Here is a 14,806-nt window from a genome sequence, read left to right on the forward strand (position 1 = left end):
ATCAGGCCGTGCGGCGCATCCGCACCAGCTGATAGCCCAACGCCGCCAGCACATAGACCAGCGCCACAGCCCCCAACAGACCCACGGCAAACAGTACCAGCGCGGCCGACCACGGTGACAGCGCCGCCACCGCAGGCCACAGCGGGGTCAATGCCGTCCAAAGCGCGCCTGTCACCAAGACATAGCCCAGCGTCGCGGCCCCCCACGCCAGCACCGCCAGCCACAGCGGCACCAATACCAGTTGCAGCCCACGTGCACGCATCCCGCGCCGCATCGCCCGCACCTGGCGCGCCACGTCGTGTTGCGCCGCCAACAGCGCGGGCACCACCAGCAGCACCAGCACCATGCCAAAACCCAGACCATAGACCAGCGTGATCACCGTGGGCTTTAGAAACTGCGCATCCTGCGATTGCTCGTAAAGCAACGGCGCCATGCCCAGAACCGTGGTCAACGTGGTCAGCATCACAGGCCGCAAGCGGTCCGCCGCGCCGTCGATGATCGACGGGATCAACCCGCGCTCGGCTGCGTATTCATCGATGGTGGTAACCAGAACGATGGAATCGTTGATGATGATTCCCGTCATCCCCAACAGGCCAACCACGGTGAACATACTTAGCGGCACGCCCCACAGCACATGGCCATAGATCGCGCCCACCAACCCGAAGGGGATCACGGCCATCACCACAATGGGCCGCGTCCAACTGGCAAAGACCCATGACAGCACCAGATAGATGCCCGTCAGGCACAGGATCAGCCCCAGCAGCGCATCACTTAGAAAGCTGTCTTCCTGTTCGCTCAGACCAGACAGGCGAAACTCGACCTGCCGTTCGGATGCGATGCGCGGCAGGATGTCGGTTTCAAGTGCGCGATTGATCTCGGCAGCGCGTGCGGGGTCGTCTTCTGATATGTCACCAGTGACCGAAATCAGCCGGATGCCATTCTCGCGGCGCACGGTGGAAAATCCGGTGCGACGGGTGACGCTGACGATATCAGCCAGCGGCACATAGGTGCCTGCGGTGGTGCGCAACTGGGTGCGTTCCAGAAAATCCGCCGTCAATTCGTTCTCGGGCAGTTCGACGCGGATCGTGGCGCTGCGCGGTCCGTCGGGAAAGGTCGCAGCTTCGATGCCATTCAGCCGGTTGCGCAGCGCACGCCCCAGCATGTCGATGGTAAAGCCCAACGCCTGCCCCTGCGCCGTCAGGTCCAGGATCAGTTCTTCCTTGTCATAGGTCAGATTGTCTTCGACTGCGCTGACCTCTGGATATTGCAGCATCGCGCGTTTCAAATCTTCGGATGCGGCTTTGAGCACATCGGTGCTGGCTCCAAAAAACTGCACATCCAGCGCATCACCGCCCGGACCCGACCGCGAGCCGCGAAAGCTGACGGTTTCGGCCAACGGATGTGCCACCACGGCTTCTTGCAACTCTGCGACAAAGGCAAAGGATGAATAGGGCCGCAAATCCGCATCGATCAGTTCGATCGAGATGCCACCCAACTGGTCGGGATCCTTGGTGTCGGCCCCTGCCAACCCGCGCCCGCCATTGCCCCCGATTTCAGCGATCACATAGTCCAGCGGATTACGGCCAAAGCGCTCTTCATAGGATTTACCCAAAGCTTCGGTGGCGCGCTGCATCTCGCGCATCATCTCGATCGTGTCTGCGCGCGTGGCCCCTTCGGCCATCGCAAAGTTGCCAGTGACTGTCCCGCGCTCGGGCGAGTTGAAAAAGCGCCATTGCACCTCGCCGGCGATGAACAGCGAAATCTGGCTGGCAAGGATCGCCAGAACGCCGGCCAGAACCACATAGCGGGCCACGATCACTCCTGCCATGAACGGGCGAAACAGCTTGTCGCGCAGCCATTCAAAGCCGCGGTTCACGATCTTCGACGGCAGGTCGATGCCCGCTGTGCCGATGCGCTGCACCACGACAGCCTTGGCACGACGCGGCAGCAACAAAAACACCAGCGCGCAGGCAGCAAGCGTATAGGCAGCCACGCGCAGCCCCTCCCAGAGGATGGCGGCCCAAAGCCCGTCTTCGGGCTTGGTGATCAGCGCCCAGACCAATATCGCACCACCGCCGATAAACACTGCCCCCGTGACCAGTCCGACGGCCAGCTTGCCCAGACTGAACTGCGACTGCCCGTCAGGACGGATCGCATGCGACATATGGTGCGGCAGGATCAGGAAGCATTCAATCAGCGAGGCGATCAACACCACGATCACCGTATAGGGAATGTCGCGGATCAGATCGCCAAAGCGCCCGCCCACAACCACCAGCCCAAAGAATGCAATCACCGTGGTCAACGTCGCGGCAAAGACCGGCATCGCCATGCGCTGCGCGGCGGTTTCGGCGGCGACAACGGGGGATTCACCATAGTGACGGGCGCGGTGGTCCGCGTGTTCGCCCACCACAATCGCGTCGTCCACTACGATGCCCAGCGTGATTATCAGCCCGAAAAGCGAAATCATGTTGATGGTAAGACCACCCACATACATCAGCGCGATCGCGGCCATCATTGCCACGGGTATCCCCGCCGCAACCCAGATCGCAGTGCGCGCATTCAGAAACAGGAACAACAGCGCCACGACCAGCATCAGCCCCACCAGACCATTGTCAATCAACAGGTCCAGCCGCCCCGAGATCGCCTCGGCGCGAGTTCGGATCAGTTCGACCGTGACGGCAGGAGGCAGCGTCGCCTGAAGCGCCTCGGCCACCTCCTCGACGCGGTGCTGGATGGCGATGGCGTCGCCCCTGTCGGTGCGGTCCACCCGAACCGACACCGCAGGATCAGGGCCGACAAAATAGGTGCGCGACCGGTCAATCCCGCGCTGTTCCACCCGCGCAATATCACCAACAGTCAGCTTTGATCCATCGGGATTCGAGCGCAAAACAATGCCGCTGATCTCTTGTGCGCTGCGCTTTTCGGTGCCGGTGCGCACGCGGGCGTTGGCACCGGTCACATCCCCTGCCGGATTTGCATCGACCTCCGATGCAATGGCGGCTGCAATCTCGGCCATACTGACGTCATAGGCGATCAACCGCGCCGAAGGCACTTCGACCAGAACCTGCGGCGCAGCGACGCCCTGAATGGTGGTGCGGGTGACCCCTTGGGCAAAAAGCCGCGTCACCAGTTCGTCTGCAAACAGGCCCAGTTGCTGTGGCGATACAGGCCCGGTGATGACCACATCGGTCACCCGGTCGCGCCACGCACCACGGCGCACAGAGGGATCTTCAGCCTCCTCCGGCAAGGTGTTTATGGCGTCCACGGCGGTTTGCACGTCATCCGCTGCACGGCCCATGTCCCAGTTCGGTTCGAACTCCAACGTGATCGACGCGCGGCCCTCGGTCGAAGTAGATTGCGAGCTTTCGACACCTTCCACCGATAACAAGGCAGGCTCGAGAACCTGTACAATGCCGGTGTCCACGTCCTCGGGCCCTGCCCCCTCCCACGTGACGCCAACGGTGACGTTATCAATAATCACGTCGGGAAAGAACTGCGCGCGCATGTTCGGCGCGGCAAGGACACCCGCCGCCAGCATCAGCACCAGCAACAGATTGGCCAATGTGCGGTGACGGGTGAAATAGCTCAGGATGCCGCCAGCGGCGCGGGGAATCTCGCGTGCCATGATCAGCCGCCCATCCGGCTTTCGATCCGTTCGACCATTTGTGCGGGCACTTGGGGTTCGGCCAGTTGCGCAAGAACCCGTGCCTTGGCCTCTTGCGGCATCCGGTCATTTGCCTCGACAAAAGCCACCAGCCGCGCGCGGCGCTCTTCACTCAGCTCAAGCATCTGCGGGGCCGGTGCCAGTGTCGGTGCCGAGTCTTCACGGCCTTGGCGCAGGGGTGTCACGGCAATGCCGGCACCCAACAAAGGCGAGCGCGCCTCGACCACCTCGCGGCCTGCCAGAGCATCGCTACGCACCAGAACATCATCGCCCTGACGGCGCATCAGTGTGACCGGCACGGCTTCCAACCGGTTGCCCTCGCCCAGCACCAGCACGTTGCTATCCGCGCTCATGGCCGACGACGGCAGGCGGATCACATTGGACATTAGCGGTTCTTGAACGGCGACGGTCACGAAATCGCCAGGCTTGAAACCGCGTGCGTTGTCCAGACGGGCAAAGATCAGACGCCCTGTCTGGGATTCGCCCGCATCGGCGCTGGCACGGTTGATCACGCCCGAGGCCTGCAAATCAATGCCCGCCACATCCAGCGTCGCCACGACCGGCGCATCCAGCAGCTTGCCTGCGTTGTCCAACAGGCGCGCATATTGCGCTGTGGACACGCGAAACGACACTTCCAGCGCATCAGGGTCAATCAGATCGGCCAGCTTTTCGTTGGTGGAAACCAGCCGCCCCAACGCGACTGTAGTCAGGCTTAGCGTCCCGTCAAAGGGCGCGCGCAGGGTCGTGTCGGACAACCGCCGCTCGGCCTCGGCCAGCGCGATTTCGGTGCGGGCAAGCGTGGTTTTGGCCTGATCAATCCGCGCCTCGGCGGCTGTAACGGCCTGACGGCGCGATAAAATGGCCTGACGCGCAGCCGAGGCAGCAAGTTCGGCGGTTTCAACAGCAGCTGCCGTGCCCACGCCCCGTTCTTCCAGCTCGACCTGTCGCTGAAATGCGCGCTGGCGCAGGTCAGCTTGTTCTTGGGCTGCGGCCTGATCGTCGCGGCCCAGATCCAGCGTGCGTTGTGCATCGCGCAGATCAGCCTTGGCGTCGGAAATATCGGCCTCTACACGGTCCAGAACCGATTGCGCGTCGGCGGGATCGACGCGCACCAGCACGTCACCCTCGCGCACCGTGCCACCGTCTTCGAAACTGTCGGCCATCTCAATCACACGCCCTGCCACTGCGGCGCGCAATTCAAGCGTGCGACGCGATTGGACCTGCCCGAAGGACTCAAGCATCGGCGTCACGTCGCCCGCTTGGGCCTGCACAAGGTTGACCGCGAATGTGCGTTCGCGCGTTGGCGGTGCCTTGGTTTCGCGCGACAGACGCTCTTGCACCGCACTGCGCACCAGATTGCCCGCATAGACCAGCAAAGCCAGCGTCAGCGCCGTTAAAACCAGACCGATCAGGCTTTGCCTTAGAAACCGCATGCGTTCATACCTATACGTCCCTTTGTATCGTCAGAGACTTGTTATCATAGCGCGAACAGGCAGCACGAAACCCTGCCCCACGACACTATTACGCAAAGCGATTTCATTTCCGTCGCAGATGTTCGTCCAGACGTGGCATTATTTCGACAAAGTTGCAGGGGCGGTGGCGGAAATCCAGTTGCTTGACCAGAATTTCATCCCAAGCATCCTTGCATGCGCCGGGGCTGCCGGGCAGAGCGAACAGATAGGTGCCACCCGCCACGCCGCCTGTGGCGCGGCTTTGCACCGCGCTGGTGCCGATCTTGTTCATGCTGACGATGGTAAAGACGGTGCCAAAAGCGTCGATTTCCTTTTCGTAAACATCGCGGTGCGCCTCGACCGTGACATCGCGGCCCGTCAGGCCGGTGCCACCGGTGCTGATCACCACGTCGATCTGTGGATCGGCGCACCATGCGCGCAACTGTTCCGCAATCTCGGCCCGTTCGTCCGTGATGATCTTGCGGTCGGCCAACGCGTGGCCCGCGGCTGCAATCCGGTCCACCAGCACATCGCCCGAGCGGTCGTCGGTCAGGCTGCGGGTATCGCTGACAGTCAGCACTGCGATGCGCACGGGGATAAATTCCTTGGTGTCGTCAATACGGCTCATGCGCTGCGCTCCAAAAGGGCCAGTCGCAGGGCAAGGGCTGCAAAAATGCCACTGGTTATATAGTCCAACACGCGGCTGCCCCGCGCCAGCCGTGCCCCAAGGCCCGAGGCAAAGATGCCCACGGCGCCGTTGATCACGAACCCGCCCAACGCCATCACCGCACCCAATATCAGGAACTGCACCAAGACAGGCAAACCATCGGGGTGAATTAATTGCGGAAGGAACGCCAACACGAACAGGATCACCTTGGGGTTGGTCAGGTTGACCACCAACCCTGTGCGAAACGCTTGCGCGGCACGCAATCCGCCCGCCTTGCTGCGCTTGGCGTCATCGCCGCGCAGCAGTTGCAGGGCAAGATACAGCAAATAGACCACACCCGCCCAACGGATCACTTCGAACGCGCCCGGCACCGTGGCCACCACTGCACCCAAGCCCATCCCCGCCAGTCCGGTGTGGATGAACGCGCCTAAAGAGATGCCCGCACTCGCCGCCACGGCCGCCTTCGGGCCCGACCGCAACCCCTGGCCCAGACAAAACATCATATCCGCCCCCGGTGTCAGGTTCAGCGCCAGTGCTGCAGGCAGAAACGCCAGCAAGGTGATCCATTCCGTCATCTTCGGTTCCAATCCGGCATAAGCCGCTTATACGCCCAAGGTAAACCAGTTCACCGTTGGCCCGAGATTGACCACGCGGGTGTCACCGATCTGCCCCTCTTGGCCCCAACAATCGTGAATATGCCCGCACATCATCAGCTTGGGTTGTGCGCGCTCGACCGCTGCGCGTATCGCGGTCGAACCGACTGAAATTCCGCCGCTGGTTACGTCCACCATGCCCTTGGGCGGTGCATGGCAAATCAGCAGATCAGTGCCATCGCACCCTTGCAGCATCGCGGCGGCAGTGTCTTCGTCCAGATCGCAGGACCATTCGCCAAAGGGCGTCGGTGGCACGCCGCAGCCCAGACCGAACAGGCGCAGCCCGCCGATCGTCAGACCTTCACCATGCAGCACCGTCGCGCGCGGGGCGGCAGCGCGCAGTTCGTCTACGCTTTCGGCATTGCCCGGCACCAACACCAGTGGCGCTGTGATCCCGTCCAGCAGTGCCATCGCACCCTCGATGTCCTGACGCATGTTGCAATAGTCGCCCGCCCCGACCACCAGATCGGCATCGGCACTTGCGGTCACAAGATCGGCAGCACGGGCGCGGGCATGGTGCAGGTCGGAAAAGGCCAGAATCTTCATGGGTTCAACCGTGCCTGTATGTCCAGAAGATCGGCCCAAGCGTCGCGCTTGGCCAGCGGATTGCGCAGCAAGTGGGCGGGCGGAAACATCGGCATTGCAGGCTTGCCACAAACCTCTGTCCAGATGCCGCGCATCCGCGTGATGCCAGGTTTGCCCAAAAGGGCCTGCGCTGCCACATTGCCCATAATCACAACCGCATCCGGATCGGCCAGCGCGATGTGACGCTCTACAAAGGGGGCCATCATCGCGATCTCTTCTCCACTTGGCGCGCGGTCCTGCGGGGTGCGCCACGGCAAGGCCAAGGTCATGTAAACCGGAACGTCAGTTCCGCGCCCCATGCCGATGGCCGCAAACATCGCATCCAGCATCGCCCCCGCAGGTCCGACAAAGGGGGTGCCTGCACGGTCCTCGTCGCGGGTTGGGGCATCGCCCACGATCATCACCCGCGCAGACGGATCACCATCGGCAAACACCAGATTGCGCGCACCCTTTTGCAAATCGCAACGGCCAAAGCTGTCAATCGCCGCCTTCAACGCCACAATATCACCGGCCTGCGCCGCTGCTGCGCGGGCCAATGCGGGCACATCTACCTGTGTCTCGGCAAAGCGGACTGCGCCACGTTGGGGCGCTTCGGGGGCGACCTTGGGCTTGGGTGCGGCAGCAGGTGTTTCATAGCGGTTGACAGGCGCATCCATGATACACTCGTCCACTCCCAACTCGACCTGCCAAGCCAGCAAGGCGGCGGCGTCATGATAGCTCAGTGATTCCATGCCACCACTCTACGCCGCTCTGCAGCCAGACAAAACGCCTCTTGCATTGTAACAGTCACCGATGCTTGCCGCCCCCCTGCCGCATCCCTATAACGCCAGCAACTCTGGAGACGCGCGTATGACCTTCAAACACCGCCATCTGCTGGGCATCGAGCCGCTTGCCCCCTCAGACATCACCTCATTGCTGGATCTGGCCGACGATTACGTCACGCTGAACCGTACCGCCAAACATTCGGACGTGCTGGCGGGGCTGACCCAGATCAATATGTTCTTTGAAAACTCGACGCGCACGCAGGCATCGTTTGAAATTGCAGGCAAACGGCTGGGTGCGGATGTGATGAACATGGCGATGCAAGCCAGTTCGATCAAAAAGGGCGAGACGCTGATCGACACCGCGATGACGCTGAACGCCATGCATCCAGACCTGCTGGTGGTGCGCCACCCGCAATCGGGTGCCGTGGACCTGCTGGCGCAAAAGGTGAACTGCGCGGTGCTGAATGCCGGTGACGGGCGCCACGAACACCCGACACAGGCGCTGCTGGACGCGCTGACCATCCGCCGCGCCAAGGGCCGCCTGCACCGCCTGTCCATCGCCATCTGCGGCGACATCGCCCATAGCCGCGTGGCACGCAGCAACATCATGCTGCTGGGCAAGATGGAAAACCGCATCCGTCTGATCGCACCGCCGACGTTGATGCCCTCGGGCATCGAGGATTTCGGTGTCGAAGTCTTTGACGACATGGCCGAGGGGCTGAAAGATGTGGATGTGGTGATGATGTTGCGCTTGCAAAAAGAGCGCATGGATGGCGGCTTTATCCCCAGCGAACGCGAGTATTACCACCGGTTTGGATTGGATTCCGAAAAGCTTGCACATGCCAAGCCCGACGCGATCGTCATGCACCCCGGCCCGATGAACCGCGGCGTCGAAATCGACGGAACGCTGGCCGACGACATCAACCGCAGCGTCATTCAGGAGCAGGTCGAGATGGGCGTGGCCGTGCGCATGGCCGCGATGGACCTGTTGGCCCAAAACCTGCGCACCGAGCGTAACGCCGCCTGATCAACGCGGCCAGCACTGGCCAGACCCGGCGCACGCCATATGTTGAACTGTATAATGCCAAACCCGCAAAGGGCAATCTGATGAGCCTTGCAGAAATACCTCCGATGGAACGTGGCCGCCTGCGCCTATTTGCCATCAACAAGACCGAATCCGAAGCCCAAGCGATTTTGAACGAAGGCACCCATGCGATCCAGACACTGCTGGGTGCGAACGAGCTGAATCCCGATTATATCGAACTGTTCAGGGTGGCCGATCTGGGAGAGATGGGGCTCGATGATTATCTGCACACGGGTTATGACATCCCCCGCGCCCAGCTTGATCCGCAAGCAAACCGTCTGCGCGCGCTTGAGGGATATGTGCTGGTGGTGCTGTCGCTGGCGTTCCGCGATCTGAATGTGACCCTGCCCGACACGCCCGATCTGACGCTGATCGGCACCTTTGGTGCACCGGCTGCAGAGTGGACCACAATCGAAACCGTCACCAGCGCCTCGGCCGATCCATACAGCGGCCCGCCCAAGGCCAGCAGACCGGTTTCAGATGCCGCAATGTCGGGCCGTGTGGCCACGGCCGCGCTACTGGTTATCTTTCTGATCACCGGTCTGGTTGTGTGGCTGGCATGACCGGCGACACCGCACAAAGCGACATTGTTCTTACCCACACGGTCTATCGCCGCGATCTGGCCTTTACGGCAGCCCGCGCGCTGGTGTTGTTCTGGACGGGCGCGGCAATGGTGGTCATCGTCTGGGCGCTGTCGCTTCCGGTTTGGGCGTCGGTTGTGCTGGCGGTGACGTGGACTGCGCAGGCCAGCCGCCCCTTTTGGGACAATGGTGACACCGTGGTCGCTGTGTTGCGCCTGTCCGACGAATATTTAATGATACAGGACCGCCGCAGCAAAGCAGGCGAAGCCCGCGCCATCGCCCTGCGGGATGTGGCCGAAGTTACCCACATCGGCAGCCTTGTCGCCGTGCGCTGCAAGGACGACAGCCGCGATGGGACAACTGTGGGTATCAGGGCGGCATCGACACTGGCCAAGCGCATCCGAAAAGCCGTGACATCTGCGCAGGGCTAAGCGGTCGCCACTCCGTCATCCCCCTTTCACTGCCGCGCAATCCCCGCTAAAGCCAGTGGAAACACCGGAATGAGGATGCGCCCCTTGACCCTGACCCTCTTTACCAACGCCCGCCTGATCGACCCCGAAGCCGGCCAGATCATCGACGGAGGCCTTCTGGTCGAGGATGGCAAAGTCAAACAAGTACTAACGCAGCCCATTGAAAGCCCTGACACCTTTGGCGCGCAAACAATTGTGGACTGCGCGGGCAAATACCTTGCCCCCGGCATCGTCGACATTGGCGTAAAGGTCTGCGAACCCGGCGAACGGCACAAGGAAAGCTTTCGCTCGGCCGGGGCCGCTGCGGCGGCGGGGGGGGTCACCACCATCGTCACCCGTCCCGACACCGATCCGGCCATCGACAACCCTGAAACGCTGGAATTCGTGATCCGCCGCGCCCGCGAGGCAGCCCCCGTACACGTGTTGCCGATGGCCGCCCTGACCAAGGGCCGCGCGGGCCGCGAGATGACCGAAATCAGCTTTCTGCTGGACGCGGGCGCTGTGGCGTTCACTGATTGCGACCATGTGGTCACCGATACCAAAGTGTTCTCGCGTGCGCTGACCTATGCCCGCTCGCTGGGCGCGCTGGTGATTGGCCATGTGCAGGAACCGGGCCTGAGCGCGGGCGCCTGTGTAACCTCGGGAAAATTCGCGTCGCTGCGCGGCCTGCCCGGTGTGACGCCAATGGCCGAACGCATGGCGCTGGACCGTGACATTGCGCTGATCGAAATGACCGGTGCGCGTTATCACGTCGACCAGATCACCACCGCCCGCGCCCTTCCGGCGCTAGAGCGGGCCAAGGCCAACGGACTGGACATCACGGCGGGCACATCAGTGCATCACCTGACACTGAACGCGCTGGACGTGGCCGATTACCGCACCTTCTTCAAGCTCAAGCCGCCCCTGCGGGACGAAGACGACCGCACCGCCGTGGCTGAAGCTGTCGCCTCGGGGCTGATCGACATCATCTCGTCCATGCACACGCCGCAGGACGAAGAAAGCAAACGCCTGCCTTTCGAAGAAGCGGCCAGTGGCGCCGTCGCTTTGGAAACCTTCCTGCCTGCCGCCTTGCGGCTGGTTCATGCAGGCCTGATCGACCTGCCGCAACTGTGGCGTGCCATGTCGCTGAACCCTGCCAACCGGTTGGGGCTGGCGTCGGGGCGTCTGCGCGCCGGAGCACCTGCCGATCTGGTCCTGTTTGACGCCGACGCGCCCTTTGTCATGGACCGCACAACGCTGCGGTCGAAATCCCGCAACACGCCGTTTGACGGCCAGCGCATGCAGGGTAAGGTGCTGGCAACATATGTGGACGGCGCATGTGTGTTTGAAATGGGGGCCTGAATGCCGCTGATCGACAGCTCTACCTTTACGCTGCTCCTGTGGGCGCTGGTCGGCTATGGACTGGGGTCCATTCCCTTTGGTCTGCTGCTGACGCAACTGCTGGGGCTGGGCAACCTGCGGCAGATCGGATCGGGTAACATCGGCGCGACCAACGTACTGCGGACCGGCAACAAATCCGCCGCCGCCCTTACCCTGCTGCTGGACGCAGGAAAAGGCGTGGTTGCCGTTGTTCTGGCACGTCTCTACGCCGGTGAGGACGCCGCGCAGCTTGCCGCACTGATGGCGATGTTGGGCCATTGCTATCCGGTCTGGCTGGGTTTCAAGGGCGGCAAAGGTGTGGCGACGTTTCTGGGACTGATGTGGGCGCTGGCATGGCCCGTCGGGCTGGGCTGCAGCATCGCATGGGCGCTGGCGGCCTTTTTGTCGCGCATGTCTTCGATGGGCGGTCTTATGGCGGCAGCTGCATCGACATTCCTGCTGATCCTGACCGGAAATGGCGCCATGCTGCTGTTGGGTATTCTGCTGACGCTGCTGGTGTTCTGGCGTCACCGCACCAACATCGCGCGCATCCGTCAAGGGACCGAGCCGAAGATCGGCCAAAAATCCTGACCCGTCCGATGCTAGCGCGCGTTCTCTGAAACCGGCAACTCGTCAACGCTGCCTATTTCTCGGGCCGCCACAGCATCCGCGTCGGCTAGCCCTCGGGCACCACCGACGCGGTCGGGATCAGCCTGAAACAGGACTGAACTTAATAGGAATACTCGTCAAAAATCCGGTTCAGATCACCGTTCCAGTCGCCATTGTAACGGGCCAGCAACTCGTCGGCTGGGGTTTGCCCGGTCTCAACGCTTTCGTGCAGCGCATTAAGGAAATGCGTCTCGTCCGGGATCAAGCCGCCCGCACCGGGGCGTGCCCGCGCTTGCAGCCCCGCCTTGGAAATCTCCAGTGACTGGCGCGCAATATCCATCATCGACACATCGCCAACCTTGGCCTGCAACCCGTCGATCGAGGCCGCTACGCGCAGCCCTTCGCGGGTTTCCGCGTCCCACCCCTTGACCAGATCCCAAGCCGCATCCAGCGCGCCCTGATCATACATCAACCCGGTCCAAAATGCAGGCAGCGCACACAGCCGCCGCCACGGCCCACCGTCGGCACCCCGCATCTCGATAAACTTCTTGATCCGCGCCTCGGGAAAGGCGGTGGTCAAGTGGTCGGCCCAATCGGACAGGGTCGGCTTTTCGCCGGGCAGCGCGGGCAATTGCCCCTTCAGGAAATCGCGGAACGACATGCCCAGCGCGTCGATATATTTGCCATCGCGGTAGACAAAATACATCGGCACATCCAGCGCGTATTGCACCCACGCCTCAAAGCCAAAGCCGTCCTCGAACACAAATGGCAACATACCGGTACGCGCAGGGTCCAGATCGCGCCAGACGCGGCTGCGCCATGATTTATGACCGTTGGGTTTGCCCTCGAAGAAGGGCGAATTGGCAAACAGCGCCACGGCCACAGGCTGCAACGCCAGCGCCACGCGCAACTTTTGCACCATGTCCGCCTCGGACCCGAAATCAAGGTTCACCTGCACGGTGCAAGTGCGGCGCATCATCGTGCGCCCCATCGTGCCGACCTTGCCCATATAGGCGTCCATCAGCTTGTAGCGGCCTTTGGGCATCAGCGGCATCTCGTCGTGCATCCATGTCGGCGCCGCCCCCAGACCAATGAAACCCACTCCAATCTCGTCCGAGATATCCTTGACCTGACGCAGGTGCTCGTTGACCTCGTCACAGGTGCCGTGGATCGTCTCAAGCGGCGCGCCCGACAGCTCCAGCGCCCCGCCCGGTTCCAGCGACACATTCGCGCCGTCCAGTTCCAGCCCCGTCAGATGTCCGCCTTCACGCACTTCAGTCCAGCCATAGCGGTCGCGCAGACCTTCCAGAACGGCCACGATCGACTGTTTGCCCTCGAACGGCAGCGGCGTAAGCGTGTCTTTGATATAGCCGAACTTCTCGTGTTCGGTGCCAATACGCCAGTCTTCCTTGGGCTTACAGCCGTCGGCAAGGTACTGTGCCAGTTGGTCGTGATGTTCGATCGGCCCGCCGCCGGACTGTGGAATAGACATGCGCTGTGGCCTTTCGTGTTCGTCGTGAGACTTGGTGTAGGGCGGGCGCAGAAGTGTCAAGGCGCAAGGACGTGAAGAGCATCCTAATGCAGCCGCGCCGCTTGCGGACGCAAGGGGGCGCGCTCCCAGATCACAACCGCCGCTCGGTTATCCTCGCCCAGCTCGCTTAGCATTCGTTCAGTGCGCAAGCCGGGCAAGGTGGCAAAGGCATCAAACAACGCATCCGACCCCGCCGCATTCACCGGAATAAGCAGCGCAGGCGATCCGCGTTGGTCCAGCCGCCAGTGCGGCGGATACATTGCGCGATCCAGCGTCAGACGCTCAAGTTCGCGCAGCGCAACAGCCCCGCCGGTCAGCGGCCCAAAATAGGTGATCTGCCCTTCGTCCACCTGCACCGCACCCGCACCGCCACCGGGACCGCGAAACCGCCCGCGCTGGATGCCGATCAGAATCAACCCGCCCGCAATCAGAACCAGCAACGCTCCGACCAATGCCAGCAACCCGCCCGGCCCCAGTATCCACCACAGGCCCAACACTGCCAGCCCCGCGCCCACCAGCGCTTCGCGCCAACGTATCACTGCGGCCACAGCCTCGGGCCGGAAGAACCCTATTGCCATCGCGCACCTGCTTGCATTCTTTTGGCCCAAAATATCCCGGGGGAGGCCGCAGGCCGGGGGCAGCGCCCCAAATGCTTACCCATCACCAATCCCCCAACGCCCGTTGCCACAGGGTCATCGCAGCCACCGCTGCTGTATCGGCCCGCAAGATACGCGGCCCCAGCGCCACAGGATGTGCAATATCCAGCCCGCGCAGGCGCTTGCGTTCACCTTCGGAAAATCCGCCCTCGGGGCCGATCAGAATGGCCCAAGGGCCAGCCTGCACCGGCAGATCGGGTGGGTCACCTGCCAACGCCTCGTCACAAAACAGGATGCGTCGCGCTGGATTCCACTGGTCCAGCAACCGGCCCAGCTTCTGCGCCTCGGTGACCTGCGGCACATAGGTGCCACCGCATTGCTCGGCCGCCTCGACCGCATGCGCTTGCAGGCGCTCGTGCTGGACGCGGCCAGCATTTGTAAACTCGGTCATCACCGGCACAATGCGCGCGGCGCCCATCTCGGCGGCCTTTTCCACGATGAAATCGGTGCGCGCCTTTTTGATCGGGGCGAACAGCAGCCACAAATCGGGCGGCATCCGCAGTGGCGCGGTTTGTGCCACACAGGTCAGCACCCCACCCCGCTTGCCCGCTTCGGAAATCTCGGCGCGCCACTCACCGTCCAGTCCGTTGAACAGCAGCACAGCGCCCCCAACCGCCTGCCGCATGACCCCGAAAAGGTAATGCGCCTGATCGCGGTTCAGAGGAACCGTTTGCCCCTGCCCCAAGGGTGCGTCTACATAAAGGCGGATTTTCGCGTCATTCATAGGCAGAT

General features: G+C 62.5%; 14 protein-coding genes. 5 read left to right on the plus strand and 9 right to left on the minus strand.

What is annotated here, in order from left to right:
* Position 1: 1 nt before the first annotated feature.
* The 6 genes from SULPSESMR1_RS12225 to SULPSESMR1_RS12250 form a co-directional block, all read right to left on the minus strand.
* Positions 2–3,625 carry an efflux RND transporter permease subunit gene (locus SULPSESMR1_RS12225; RefSeq protein WP_089421076.1) on the minus strand — a complete coding sequence of 1,208 codons (3,624 nt, stop codon included), beginning with the start codon at positions 3,623–3,625 and terminating at the stop codon, positions 2–4.
* A 2-nt stretch (positions 3,626–3,627) separates the two neighbouring features.
* On the minus strand, positions 3,628–5,097 hold the full coding sequence (locus tag SULPSESMR1_RS12230; RefSeq protein WP_089421077.1) for an efflux RND transporter periplasmic adaptor subunit: 1,470 nt from the start codon (positions 5,095–5,097) through the stop codon (positions 3,628–3,630).
* A gap of 103 nt (positions 5,098–5,200) precedes the next feature.
* Entirely contained in the window at positions 5,201–5,743 is a 543-nt protein-coding gene (moaB, locus tag SULPSESMR1_RS12235; protein ID WP_089421078.1) for a molybdenum cofactor biosynthesis protein B, read from the minus strand.
* On the minus strand, positions 5,740–6,357 hold the full coding sequence (locus SULPSESMR1_RS12240; RefSeq protein ID WP_089421079.1) for a LysE family translocator: 618 nt from the start codon (positions 6,355–6,357) through the stop codon (positions 5,740–5,742). The genes moaB and SULPSESMR1_RS12240 overlap by 4 nt, the downstream gene beginning before the upstream one ends.
* A 27-nt stretch (positions 6,358–6,384) precedes the next feature.
* Entirely contained in the window at positions 6,385–6,981 is a 597-nt protein-coding gene (locus SULPSESMR1_RS12245) for a metallophosphoesterase family protein (RefSeq protein WP_089421080.1), read from the minus strand.
* Positions 6,978–7,751 (minus strand): uracil-DNA glycosylase, encoded by a 774-nt coding sequence (locus SULPSESMR1_RS12250; protein ID WP_089421081.1) that lies wholly within the window; start codon positions 7,749–7,751, stop codon positions 6,978–6,980. Before SULPSESMR1_RS12250 ends, SULPSESMR1_RS12245 begins: the two co-directional genes overlap by 4 nt.
* 118 nt (positions 7,752–7,869) lie before the next feature.
* On the opposite strand from SULPSESMR1_RS12250, the gene SULPSESMR1_RS12255 reads away from it, so the two are divergent.
* The 5 genes from SULPSESMR1_RS12255 (at position 7,870) to plsY (ending at position 11,869) form a co-directional block, all read left to right on the plus strand.
* On the plus strand, positions 7,870–8,811 hold the full coding sequence (locus SULPSESMR1_RS12255; protein ID WP_089421082.1) for an aspartate carbamoyltransferase catalytic subunit: 942 nt from the start codon (positions 7,870–7,872) through the stop codon (positions 8,809–8,811).
* Between the two features lie 80 nt (positions 8,812–8,891).
* A complete protein-coding gene (locus SULPSESMR1_RS12260; RefSeq protein ID WP_157729012.1) occupies positions 8,892–9,431 on the plus strand; it encodes a hypothetical protein in 540 nt (179 codons plus the stop codon).
* Positions 9,428–9,880 carry a hypothetical protein gene (locus tag SULPSESMR1_RS12265; RefSeq protein WP_089421084.1) on the plus strand — a complete coding sequence of 151 codons (453 nt, stop codon included), beginning with the start codon at positions 9,428–9,430 and terminating at the stop codon, positions 9,878–9,880. Before SULPSESMR1_RS12260 ends, SULPSESMR1_RS12265 begins: the two co-directional genes overlap by 4 nt.
* 75 nt (positions 9,881–9,955) lie before the next feature.
* Positions 9,956–11,260 carry a dihydroorotase gene (pyrC, locus tag SULPSESMR1_RS12270; protein ID WP_089421085.1) on the plus strand — a complete coding sequence of 435 codons (1,305 nt, stop codon included), beginning with the start codon at positions 9,956–9,958 and terminating at the stop codon, positions 11,258–11,260.
* A complete protein-coding gene (gene plsY / locus SULPSESMR1_RS12275) occupies positions 11,261–11,869 on the plus strand; it encodes a glycerol-3-phosphate 1-O-acyltransferase PlsY (protein ID WP_089421086.1) in 609 nt (202 codons plus the stop codon). It begins immediately after the preceding gene.
* 139 nt (positions 11,870–12,008) lie between these two features.
* Here plsY and SULPSESMR1_RS12280 read toward each other — a convergent pair whose 3' ends face one another.
* From SULPSESMR1_RS12280 to SULPSESMR1_RS12290, 3 genes are all read right to left on the minus strand, one after another.
* Positions 12,009–13,379, minus strand: a complete 1,371-nt coding sequence (locus SULPSESMR1_RS12280; RefSeq protein ID WP_089421087.1) for a glutamate--cysteine ligase — start codon at positions 13,377–13,379, stop codon at positions 12,009–12,011.
* Positions 13,380–13,462: 83 nt separating this feature from the next.
* On the minus strand, positions 13,463–13,990 hold the full coding sequence (locus SULPSESMR1_RS12285; RefSeq protein WP_089422309.1) for a hypothetical protein: 528 nt from the start codon (positions 13,988–13,990) through the stop codon (positions 13,463–13,465).
* A gap of 88 nt (positions 13,991–14,078) precedes the next feature.
* The gene (locus tag SULPSESMR1_RS12290) at positions 14,079–14,798 is read right to left on the minus strand and encodes a 16S rRNA (uracil(1498)-N(3))-methyltransferase (protein ID WP_089422310.1); all 720 of its coding nucleotides are present in this window, start codon (positions 14,796–14,798) and stop codon (positions 14,079–14,081) included.
* Positions 14,799–14,806 lie beyond the last annotated feature (8 nt).

The sequence above is a fragment of the Pseudosulfitobacter pseudonitzschiae genome, assembly GCF_002222635.1.
Lineage (GTDB): Bacteria > Pseudomonadota > Alphaproteobacteria > Rhodobacterales > Rhodobacteraceae > Pseudosulfitobacter > Pseudosulfitobacter pseudonitzschiae_A.